Genomic DNA, 11,022 nt, shown 5'->3' on the forward strand with positions numbered 1-11,022 from the left:
CCTCAGAAAGGAAGTGCGGGGCGGGACGAAGCGCTGCGATACCAGCCGCCAAGGGCGGCCTCATAGGCCAGGCCGGCGGTGAAAACCGACTGATCCTCATAGGTGCGGCCCACCAGCTGGATGCCTGTCGGCACCCCGTTCGGCGCATGACCGGACGGTACCGAAAGCACCGGGCAGCGGCTGAGCATGTTGAAGGGCCAGGCCATGGTCCAGCCAAGATAGGGGTCAATTTCCTTGCCGTTGATCACCAGCGGATTCGAGAAATCGAATTCTGCGGGCGCCGCTGGGATTGCCAGGGTCGGGCAGACGAACAGATCAAACCCCTCCATCATCGGGCCGAAATGCGACCAGATCCGGCCTTCGACATTAAGGCTGGCAAGGTAGTCGCGGGTGGTTGTGCCAAGCGCATCACGCGCGAAACTGCGGGCATAGGAGGTCAGTTGGGTTTCGCGCTCGTCGAGATATTCGGCGAGCCAGGCGCCGAACAGCGTCTTATGGTGGGTGGCGGCGGCGTGATAGACCTCCCACGACCAGGGCAGGGCGACCTCTGTCACCTCGGCACCAAGCGCGCGGAACACCTCTAGCGCGGCAAGGGTATTGGCGCGCACCACCGGGTCGATCTCCATAAAGCCGAAATCCAGCGAATAGGCGATCTTCCAGCCCTTCACGCCCGAGCGGTCGGCGCGGAGTTCCAGCTTTGGTTTCAGGGATGTGATGTCTTCGGGATGCGGCCCGGCCAGAACATTCTGCATCATGAGACAATCCTCAACCGAGCGCGCCATCGGCCCTGGGTGGTTATAGTGATCCAGGTTGAAAGGTGGCGTCGAGGGCACCCTTCCATAGGGTGGCTTGAACCCCACCACGCCCGAGGCCGAGGCCGGGATGCGGATTGAGCCACCAATATCAGATCCGGTGGCAAGCTGTGTCAGCCCCGCCGCAAGCGCCGCCCCCGCACCGCCCGATGATCCGCCCGGCGTGTAGTCCTGGTTCCAGGGATTGCGCGTCACCCCCCATTGTCTGGAGTGACAGAAGGGGGCGCAGGAGAACTCCGGCGTGGTGGTGCGCGCATGGATCACGGCGCCCGCATCCATCAGCCGCTGCACCACCGGCGCGCTTCTGGTGGCAACATGCCCGGCATAGAGCAGCGAGCCATAGGTGGTCACCTTGCCCGCCATCATATTCTCATCCTTGAGCGCGGTCGGAATGCCGTCAAGGATGCCCGCATTCTGTGCGCCCGACATGTAACGTGCTTCAGATTTTTTCGCAGCCCCTATCGCCTCGTCCGGATAGGTAAAGCAGACCGCGTTCAGGCTTTCGGCACTGTCGCCGATCCGTGACAAAGCATCAGTAACCACTTCGACAGGCGAGATTTTCCGGGCGCGGTAAAGTGCTGCCAGCTCTGACGCGCTGAGATATGAAAGAGGTGTGTCGGACATGGTATGAGAGCCCTGAAGCAGGAGGAATTCGAGGACATTCTGGTCATTGCTCGATTGATTGGTCAATCAGTTTGTTGACAGAATCTGATTTACGCGTATCGTCATTTGCACAAGAACACCGGGGATGCTGAAAGCTGCATCAGACAGCGGCGAACCGGGCGGAATTCCAACTATAACCGAACCTGACAGGGTAAACACATGAACGAATCGCACCACCGCCAGATGGACGATCTGGCCACCCGTCTGCGCCGCGGACAGCTGTCGCGTCGTGAGTTTCTGGCCCGCAGCTCCGCCGTGCTGGCAGCGGGGGCCATGGCTGGTCTGCCCGGCGCGTTGCGTGCGCAAGACGCCACGCCAAAGGCCGGTGGCTTCATGCGGCTCGGGCTGCACAATGCGTCGCAGAACGACAATCTTGACCCAGGCACCTGGTCGACCAGCTGGACCGGTGCCTCGTTCAATGGCGGTGTCTACAACAACCTGGTCGAGATCCTGCCCGATGGCTCGGTTGCCGGTGATCTGGCCGAAAGCTGGGAGGCAGAACCCGGCGCAAAGGTCTGGCATTTCAAGTTGCGCCCGGGCGTCACCTTCCACAATGGCAAAAGCCTTGATGCGGAAGATGTGCGCCAGTCGCTTGAACATCACATGAAGCCCGATTCCACCTCGGGCGCGCGGGCCATCGTGCAGCAGATCGAGAAGATCGACATCAGCGGCACGGACACAGTCACGATCACCCTGACCGAGGGCAATGCCGATCTACCCTACCTTTTGTCGGATTATCACCTGTCGATCTATCCGGCGCTTGAGGGTGGCGGCATTGACATGGAATCCGGCAGCGGCACCGGGGCGTTCACGCTTGCAAGTTTCGAGCCGGGCATCGCGACCCGCCTTGCGCGCAACCCGAACTACCACAAGAACAACAAGCCCTATCTCGACGAGGTCGAGTTCATCAACATCACCGATGCCACCGCGCGCCTGAATGCGCTGCTGACCGGTGAGGTCGATTTCATCCAGGATCTCGACATCCGCAACGTGCCGATGGTCGAGGGCAGCGCCGATTTCGGGGTCCAGCGCGTGCCCAGCCTGCGCCATTTCACCTTTGACATGGACACCCGTGTCGCGCCCTTCGACAACCCCGACGTGCGGCTGGCGCTGAAATACGCGCTCGACCGGGATGATGTGATCGACAAGGTCTTCCTCGGCGAGGGGACCAGGGGCAATGACAATCCGGTGGCGTCTATCCAGAAGTTCTACCATGATATGCCGCCGCGTGAGCACAGCATCGAAAAGGCGAAAGAACATCTGGCCAAGGCGGGGCTCGACACAGTCAGCGTCGATCTCTCGGTGGCAGATAATGCCTTCTCGGGCGCAATCGAGGCCGCGACCCTTTATCAGGGCCATGCAGCCCAAGCCGGGATCAATATCAACATCATCCAGGAAGCCGCGGATGGGTATTGGGAGAATGTTTGGCGCAAGAAGCCCTTCTGTGGCGTTGATTACTTTGGACGCGCCACGGTCGACTGGCTGTTCTCGACCAGCTACACCACGGATGCGCCGTGGAATGCAGGCTGGTCGAATGCGCGCTTTGACGAGCTGCACCAGACCGCCCGCGCTGAAACCGATGAAGCAAAACGCGCCGCCTGCTATGCTGAGATGCAGGAAATCCTGCGCGATGAAGGCAATGTCATCACCGTGGCCTTTGTCAGCTGGCGCAATGCGGTCTCGAACCGGGTCGGCTTTGGCGAGGTCGGTGGTCTGATGCCGCTGGACAATATGCGGATGTGCGAGCGCTGGTGGATGAAAGACTGACCTGGCCCTGCCGCATGTCAGTACAGGCCCGGCGCGACCCCGCACCGGGCATCACCGAATTTACCGACGATTGTCGTTCAGGGCGGAGGAAACCTGGTGCGCTATCCCACAGGCCCCATCAGCGGGCAGTTTCAGACATTGACCAGAGGCATAGCGCCATCGCGGCGCGGCTTTCTGGGTGGCGCGGCGATGGTTGCCGGGGCGATCTTTCTGCCCGCCTCGCTGCGCGCCGAAGAGGGGCCGAAACAGGGCGGGCGGTTGCGCTACGGCGTCAATGACGGCTCGCAACAGGATTCGCTGGAGCCGGGCAGCTGGGCCACGGTGATGTGCGGTGCGGCCTTCAACGGCGCGCTGTGCAACAACCTGGTGGAGCTGTTGCCGGATGGCTCGCTCGCCGGCGATCTGGCGGAAAGCTGGGCAACCGACGAAGGCGCTGCCCGCTGGACGTTCATCCTGCGCAAGGGGGTCAAATTCCATGATGGCCGCCCCTTTACCCCGGAAGATGCCCGTCAGTCGCTCTTGCATCATATGGGCGAGGGCAGCACATCTGGGGCGCTGTCCATCGTCAGCCAGATCAGCGACATCGCCATCGAGGGCGAAGACAGGCTGATCGTGACCCTGTCCCAGGGCAATGCCGATTTCCCCTATCTGTTGTCGGATTACCATCTCTCGGTCTTCCCGGCCAGGGAAGGCGGCGGCATCGACTGGGAAAGCGGCGTGGGCACCGGCGCCTTCCGGCTCGACAGCTTTGAGCCCGGCGTCGCGGTGAGCATGAGCCGCAACCCGGACTATCACAAGCCGGGCCTGCCGCATTTCGATGAGGTCGAATTCATTGTGATCCCCGACCGTTCGGCGCGGCTGAATGCGCTTCTGACCGGCGAGGTCGATGTGATCGAGGATGTCGATATCCGCAATGTCGGCCTGATCGAGGCGAACCCGCAACTGGTGGTCCATCGCACCCCGAGCCTGCGCCATCTGACCTTTGACATGAACTGCCAGGTGGCCCCGTTCGACAATCCGGCTGTGCGCCGCGCGCTGAAACTGGCGATTGACCGCGAGGATATCATCACCAAGGTTTTCCTTGGAGAGGCAGAGACCGGCAATGACAATCCGGTGGCAAAGATCATGCCGTTCTGGGCCGAAACGCCGCCCGAACATCGCTATGATCCCGATGCTGCCCGCGCGCTTCTGGCAGAGGCGGAGGTCGAGGGCCTGGTGGTTGACCTTTCAGTGGCGGATTCGGCGTTTCCCGGCGCGATTGAGGCCGGCGTTCTTTTCCGCGAACATGCTGCAAAAGCCGGGATCACCGTCAATCTGATCCAGGAGGCCGATGACGGCTATTGGGACAATGTCTGGCTGGTAAAGCCCTTCAATGCCTCGGACTGGTATGGGCGGGTGACGCTCGACTGGCTGTTCTCGACGTCTTACACATCGGATGCGCCCTGGAACAACACCGGGTTCAGCAACACGGATTTTGACAGGTTGCATGCCGCTGCGCGGTCGCAGACCGATGAGGCTGTCCGGGCCGGGCAATATGCCGAGATGCAGCAGATCCTGCATGATGAGGGCGGCGTGATCACCGTGGCCTTCGTGTCATGGCGCCTCGCAATGACCAAAGCGATTGGCCATGGGGAAACCGGCGGCATTCTTCCCGCCGACAATCACCGCTGCGCCGAACGCTGGTGGCGCACCGATATCTGAGCAACCGTTATGTGACGGACGGGGCGCTGCCTGGCGGTACCCCGACCCCGATACCTACCGATCCCCTGACCGGAGACAGCCGATAATGAACAGAACTTCCCATCCGATATTGTCCATGGTGGTCAGTCGGGTCGGTTTGGGGCTACTCAGCCTTCTTATCGTGTCTCTGGTGATCTTTTTCTCGGTCAGTCTGCTGCCGGGCAGCTACGCCTCGGCAATCCTTGGCCAGAATGCCACGCCCGAGGCGGTGGCGGCGATGGAAGAGAAGCTCGGCCTCAATCAGCCCGCGCTCTGGCGCTATATCGCCTGGCTCGGTGCGGCTGCGACGGGCGATCTTGGCCAGTCTTTTGCCGGGCGGCCGGTGATGGCGGTGCTGGGGCTGCGGCTCGTGAACACGATCACGCTCGCCTCGATCACCGCGGTGATTGCGGTGCCGCTGGCGATTGTCCTCGGCGTGATCTGCGCCCGCTTTCGTGGCAGGTTCATCGACCGGCTGCTCTCGACCTCGACCCTGGCCTCGATCTCGCTGCCGGAATTCTTTGTCGCCTATATCGTGATGATGGTTTTCGCCGTGAAACTGCAATGGTTCCCGTCCATGGCCGGGATCCGGAACAGCATGGATTTCGGCGAGCAGCTTTACCGCATGGTGCTGCCGATCCTGACGCTGCTGCTGGTGATCCTTGCGCATATGGTCAGGAACACCCGCGCTGCGATCCTTTCGGTGATGTCCAGCCCCTATGTCGAAATGGCCCGTCTGAAAGGCGAATCCGAAGGGCGGGTGGTGATGCGCCAAGCGCTGCCGAATGCCATCGGCCCGATTGCCAGCGTGGTGGCGCTGAACCTTGCCTATCTGATTTCCGGGGTTGTGGTGATCGAAGTGGTCTTTGTCTATCCGGGCGTTGGCCAGTCCATGATCGACGCGGTCAGAAACCGGGACGTTCCCGTGATCCAGGCCTGCGCGCTGATTTTTGCCACCGCCTATATCGGTTTCAACCTGATCGCCGACATCATCTCGATTGTCAGCAATCCGCGCCTGCTGCATCCGCGCTGAGGGGGAATATCATGGACCAAAGCATCGAGTCCCGCCGTGCCACCCCTTCACGCCTCACCCGTACCAGACGATTTCTGGCCACCGCGCCCTTCAGCGCAAAGCTCGGCATGGTGGTGGTCGCGATTTACGCTTTTGTCGCGGTCTTTGCGCCCTGGATCGCGCCTTATGGCGAGGTCGATGTGGTCTCGCGTATCCCCTTTGACGGCTGGAGCGCTGAACATCTTCTTGGCACGGATCAGCTGGGCCGTGATTTCCTGTCGCGCCTGATCTTTGGCGCGCGCAATTCCATTTCGATTGCGCTGATCACCACAATCATCTCTTTCACAATCGGCTGCCTGCTGGGCGTCTTCTCGGCGCTGATCGGGGGCTTTGTCGATCAGGTGATCTCGCGCTTTGTGGATGCGCTGATGTCAGTGCCGGATCTGATCTTCATACTGATGATCCTGTCGATCTTCGGCAATTCGATCCCCAACCTGATCCTGATCATCGCGGTGCTGACCTCGACCCGCTTCTTCCGCATCTCACGCGCGGCGGCGCTGAATGTCGCGAGCCTTGATTTCGTCGAGGCGGCGAAAGCGCGGGGCGAATCCCTTCTGTGGATTTCCGTCAATGAGGTCTTCCCCAATATCCTGCCGCTGATCCTGTCCGAACTGGGGATGCGCTTTTGCTTTATCTTTCTCTCGATTGCGGCGCTGTCCTTCCTGGGGGTCGGCATCCAGCCGCCGCTGGCGGAATGGGGGTCGATGGTTCGCGACAATGCCGCGCTGATCAATATGGGGGATATCACGCCGCTGATCCCTGCCGCCTCGATCGCGTTTCTGGCGATTGCGGTGAATTTTGTCGTCGACTGGCTCCTGAACCGTGCCAGCGGGCTAAGTGAAGAGGGCTGAGCGATGAATGATATGTCAAAATCCGCACCGGTTCTCGAAATCACCGGCCTGAAGATCGAGGCGAAGGCCAATGACCAATGGTCACAGATCTTGCGCGGGGTCAGCCTGACCATTCGAAAGGGCGAGGTGCTGGGGCTGGTTGGTGAATCCGGCGCGGGCAAGTCGACGGTCGGCCTCGCGGCGCTTGGCTATCTGCGGCCCGGGGCGCGGGCGAATGGCGGCTCGATCCGGCTTTTGGGGACAGAGCTGCTTGCGATCCCCGAGGAAGAGCGCCGTTTCATTCGCGGCACAAAGGTCGCTTATGTGGCGCAAAGTGCCCAGGCCGCGTTCAACCCGGTGCATCGTTTGATGGACCAGATTATCATGGTGGCGGTTGATCGCGGCGGTCTGTCGCGAGAAGTGGCCGAAAAGCGCGCGGTAGACCTGTTCACCGCCTTGCAACTGCCGGACCCGCAGAATTTCGGCGCGCGCTTTCCGCATCAGGTCTCGGGCGGTCAGCTGCAGCGCGCCATGGTGGCGATGGCGATGATCTGCAACCCATCGCTAATCGTGTTTGACGAGCCGACGACCGCGCTGGATGTTACGACCCAGGTCGAGGTGCTGATCTCGATCCGCAAGGTGATCGAGGATTTTGGCGTGGCCGCGATCTATATCACCCATGACCTCGCCGTGGTGGCACAGATCGCCCATCGCGTGGCGGTGCTGCGCTATGGCGAAGTGGTCGAAGAGGCGCCGATTGCGGCGATTATGGATGTCCCGCAGCATCCCTATACCCAAAGCCTCTGGGCGGTGCATGAAATGCCGGTCACGGCGGTAAGCGGCCATGAAACGCGCGGCAGGCCCTTGCTGTCGATTGAGGGGCTCGCGGCGCGCTATGGTGATTTCGAGGTTCTGAGCGGGATCGACCTGCAGGTCGGGCGTGGTGAAACCGTGGCGCTGGTTGGCGAATCCGGGTCGGGGAAATCGACACTCGGACGAGTGATCACCGGGCTGAAAGAGCCGTCAAAGGGCAGGGCGGTGTTCGACGGGCAGCCGCTGCCGGAAAAGCTGCGCCATCGCAAGCTGGATCTGCTGCGCCGGATCCAGATCATCTACCAATCCGCCGACACGGCCCTGAATCCGCGCCAGACGGTTCGAAAGATCATCGGGCGTCCGCTGAGCCTATATCAGGGGCTGCGCGGTGCCGCGCGCGAGAAGCGGCTGGCCGAGCTTTTGAAAATGGTCGAGATGAACCTTGAACACGCCGATCGCACCCCCGGCCAGCTTTCCGGCGGCCAGAAGCAGCGGGTTGCCATTGCGCGCGCCCTTGCTGCGGGGCCAGAGCTGATCATCTGTGACGAAATCACCTCGGCCTTGGACAAGGTGGTGCAGGCCGAAGTTCTGCGGATGCTGATCGGGTTGCAGGAGAAACTGGGCGTTTCCTACCTGTTCATCACCCATGACATTGAAGTGGTGCGCGCCATCGCCGACCGTGTCGTCGTGATGAAAAATGGCGTTATTGTCGAGCAGGGGCACAAAGAAGCAGTCTTCTCGCCACCACATGAGCCATATACGCATAAGCTGCTGGCATCGGTTCCGGATATGGCGGTGGGCTGGCTTGACCGGGTGATAGATGGCCGCGTTGCCTGAATGTCGGCGGCAAGGTGGTGCACGCTAACAATTGTGTCTATCGATTGAGCTGTTGACGCCATACCGCTCTTGTTTTCAGGATTGCATTTGCGATGGCGATAATGACGACCTTGTGCGGCTTTCGGTTGTCTCTACCCGTCCTCACGACTGAACTAGCGATGATCTCGCTGCGTTCTGTCTGAACTGCTTCGCCAAAGTTGCTGCGGTGGCCATGCCGCACCGCGCGCGGATGACCGCTTTCCCGAGTTTGCTGCGGATGCCATGCCGCGCCGCAATCAGACGGCTTTCCGCCCTTCACGTCGATTTTGCCTCGACCCTTCCGACTGCGATCTTCGGCTTTGGCTGATGCAGGCGCCTGTTGACGTTTGCCCGAAACGTGTTGCGCAGATCCTTGTTGATCAACCCGATGTCAAACCATTCGGGATCAAAGTGGCCACCCGCCCAGCGAAGATTTGCCTTGTGTTCATCGTGCGCAGGATCCGCAATCGTTTCGAGGAAGTCACCATAGGACCAAGGTCCCCCGACATCCTCAGGAGGCCGCGCACGGGCGCCACCGATGCATTCTGCATGACGGGGCGCCGTGTCGCGTGACAGCCATTCCTCGATGCGGATGACATGGGTCCAGTTATCGCCAAAGTCATAGGTATAGCTGAAGCGCAGGTCCTGCCCGCTGAAATCTGCCAGCCTGACCTCGGTGTAGTCGAAGATCCTCGATCCCCCGAAATCATCCTCGAGCTGAGCAAGGTCGCCATAGCGCAACCCACCGATATTGAACTCATGGAGATGGCTGTCGGTCCAGCTGAAGGCAGCTTGCAGGACGAGATGGAGCCTGTCGAGAGTCCAGTCTGCGGGCACGATAAGCTGTCGCCAGATCGGCGGAGCAATTTCCGCCAGCGAAACATGCAACCGGACCGCATTTACAGAATGCTGCACGACAGGCCCCTCCGATCAGATCGCGAAGTCATCCAACGATTTACCGGCGGCCAGTGCATCGGCAATCCATGCCGGTTTGCGACCACGGCCCGACCAGGTGATCTCCGGGTTCTCGGGATGGCGATACTTCGGCTCCGATGCCGAGCGGGTACGCACGGGGGTTGCGTCTGAAAGCTCCGCGAATGAGTAGCCGAGTTCGCGCGCCAGCTCGTCAATTTTTGCCCGCGCCTCTGCCTTGCGGCGTCCTTCGAAACTGGTGATGGCCTTGGCCAGAGCCTTCTCAAGTTGCTTCAGTTCGGCGAGCGAAAGGGTGTTCAGATCGATTTCGACCATCATTTTCCTCATGGATGCCCGTAGTTCCACGCCACGGGTCTACCGGTTGACGTTTGCGGAGCTTTGAACTTGTGAGCCGCGCTTGCCAGACGAGTATGCTCAGATCGGACAAAAGTACAATCTGCCTGGGATACTTGCAGGCGCGCCGAGGCACCCCTGCCCTTCTGTGATGGTGCGGCGCTTACGCGCCGCCTCCGATCCGCATGACCGGGATGCCAAGTTTACGGGCCTTATCGGCAAAGTTCTCCTGAATACCCGTGCCCGCAGTGACAACGACACCGATTGGCAGAACCTCCAGCATTGCGTCATTTCTCTTGAAGGGAGCTGCATTCTTGTGCCGGTTCCAGTCCGGGCGGAAAGCCACCTGTGCCACCTTACGGTTGTCCGCCCATTTCGCGGCAATCAGTTCGGCACCGCGCGGCGAGGCCCCATGCAGCAACACCATATCGGGATGCTTCGTGTGAACCTGATCGAGCCGGTCCCAGATAATACGGTGGTCGTTGAATTCCAGACCGCCTGAGAAGGCAATCTTCGGGCCGGACGGCATCAGCACCTCGGCCTCACTGCGCCGCTTTGCAGCAAGAAAGTCGCGACTGTCGACAAGTGCCGAGGTCAGATGGCGGTGATTGACCATAGAACCGGCGCGCGGACGCCAGGCCGACCCGGTATGGGTCTCAAATGCATCGGCTGAGAGATCGCGGAACGCCTCCATCGCACTGCGCCGCTCAACCAGTGTCTGACCCTCGGCGGTGATGCGCTCCAACTCGACGGATTTCACTTCGGAGCCGTCCTGCTCGCCCTGAAGCCGGCGTTGCGCCTGTTCATTATCGTCAAGCTGCCGCTCGATCCGGGCATTGGCGCGGTGAAAGAGATTGACGGTGCCCCAGAGCAGCTCTTCGAGATCAGGTTCCAGCCGGGTATCACCGAGGGTGGCGACGAAAGCGTCGAAGATATCTGCCACTGCCTGGGAGACGGCATCCGCCTCGGGCATCGGGCGTGGATCGGGTTCATCCTGGCCCGGCCGCCAGCCGTGCTGCTGGAGATAGGCAATCGCATGGTAGGTGGGAGAGGTGGTGTGGCTCGGCTCTCGCCCGTCAAAATCTTCCGCCTGCATCTGGTGACTCCTGATCTTCGGCCGCGCCCATCGCGGCCTTCGCAGGCGTCGAAGCGCACGGGCGGGACGGTCTGGCAGCCCGAGCAAAGCGAGGGCCCTGATGGTAAAGGCCGGCTATTTTGTCTCGCG

9 protein-coding genes are annotated in these 11,022 nt (G+C 61.0%); 5 read left to right on the top strand and 4 right to left on the bottom strand.

Annotated features, from left to right (window positions below; translation table 11 throughout):
* Nucleotides 1–2: 2 nt before the first annotated feature.
* Nucleotides 3–1,436, bottom strand: coding sequence for an amidase (locus M3484_RS20270; RefSeq protein ID WP_249498975.1), 1,434 nt, complete (start codon nucleotides 1,434–1,436; stop codon nucleotides 3–5).
* A gap of 198 nt (nucleotides 1,437–1,634) precedes the next feature.
* Here M3484_RS20270 and M3484_RS20275 point away from each other — a divergent pair, with 198 nt between their 5' ends.
* The 5 genes from M3484_RS20275 to M3484_RS20295 all read left to right on the top strand — a co-directional run bounded on the left by M3484_RS20275 (nucleotide 1,635) and on the right by M3484_RS20295 (nucleotide 8,513).
* Nucleotides 1,635–3,242: an ABC transporter substrate-binding protein gene (locus tag M3484_RS20275; RefSeq protein WP_249498976.1), complete on the top strand. Its 1,608-nt coding sequence runs from the start codon at nucleotides 1,635–1,637 to the stop codon at nucleotides 3,240–3,242.
* 96 nt (nucleotides 3,243–3,338) lie between these two features.
* Nucleotides 3,339–4,943, top strand: coding sequence for an ABC transporter substrate-binding protein (locus M3484_RS20280; protein WP_249498977.1), 1,605 nt, complete (start codon nucleotides 3,339–3,341; stop codon nucleotides 4,941–4,943).
* Nucleotides 4,944–5,028: 85 nt separating this feature from the next.
* Nucleotides 5,029–5,994 (top strand): ABC transporter permease, encoded by a 966-nt coding sequence (locus M3484_RS20285; RefSeq protein WP_249498978.1) that lies wholly within the window; start codon nucleotides 5,029–5,031, stop codon nucleotides 5,992–5,994.
* Nucleotides 5,995–6,101: 107 nt separating this feature from the next.
* A complete protein-coding gene (locus M3484_RS20290; protein WP_349306285.1) occupies nucleotides 6,102–6,884 on the top strand; it encodes an ABC transporter permease in 783 nt (260 codons plus the stop codon).
* Nucleotides 6,885–6,896: 12 nt separating this feature from the next.
* A complete protein-coding gene (locus M3484_RS20295) occupies nucleotides 6,897–8,513 on the top strand; it encodes an ABC transporter ATP-binding protein (RefSeq protein ID WP_249499040.1) in 1,617 nt (538 codons plus the stop codon).
* A 294-nt stretch (nucleotides 8,514–8,807) separates the two neighbouring features.
* On the opposite strand, the gene M3484_RS20300 is transcribed toward M3484_RS20295, so the two are convergent.
* The 3 genes from M3484_RS20300 to M3484_RS20310 all read right to left on the bottom strand — a co-directional run bounded on the left by M3484_RS20300 (nucleotide 8,808) and on the right by M3484_RS20310 (nucleotide 10,893).
* The gene (locus M3484_RS20300; RefSeq protein ID WP_249498980.1) at nucleotides 8,808–9,446 is read right to left on the bottom strand and encodes a plasmid pRiA4b ORF-3 family protein; all 639 of its coding nucleotides are present in this window, start codon (nucleotides 9,444–9,446) and stop codon (nucleotides 8,808–8,810) included.
* A gap of 15 nt (nucleotides 9,447–9,461) precedes the next feature.
* Complete coding sequence (locus tag M3484_RS20305) at nucleotides 9,462–9,779, bottom strand: H-NS histone family protein (RefSeq protein ID WP_249498981.1); 318 nt, start codon at nucleotides 9,777–9,779, stop codon at nucleotides 9,462–9,464.
* A 181-nt stretch (nucleotides 9,780–9,960) separates the two neighbouring features.
* On the bottom strand, nucleotides 9,961–10,893 hold the full coding sequence (locus M3484_RS20310) for a DUF2493 domain-containing protein (RefSeq protein ID WP_249498982.1): 933 nt from the start codon (nucleotides 10,891–10,893) through the stop codon (nucleotides 9,961–9,963).
* Nucleotides 10,894–11,022 lie beyond the last annotated feature (129 nt).

This window comes from Pseudomonas sp. GX19020 (genome assembly GCF_023371075.1).
Lineage (GTDB): Bacteria > Pseudomonadota > Alphaproteobacteria > Rhodobacterales > Rhodobacteraceae > Pseudogemmobacter.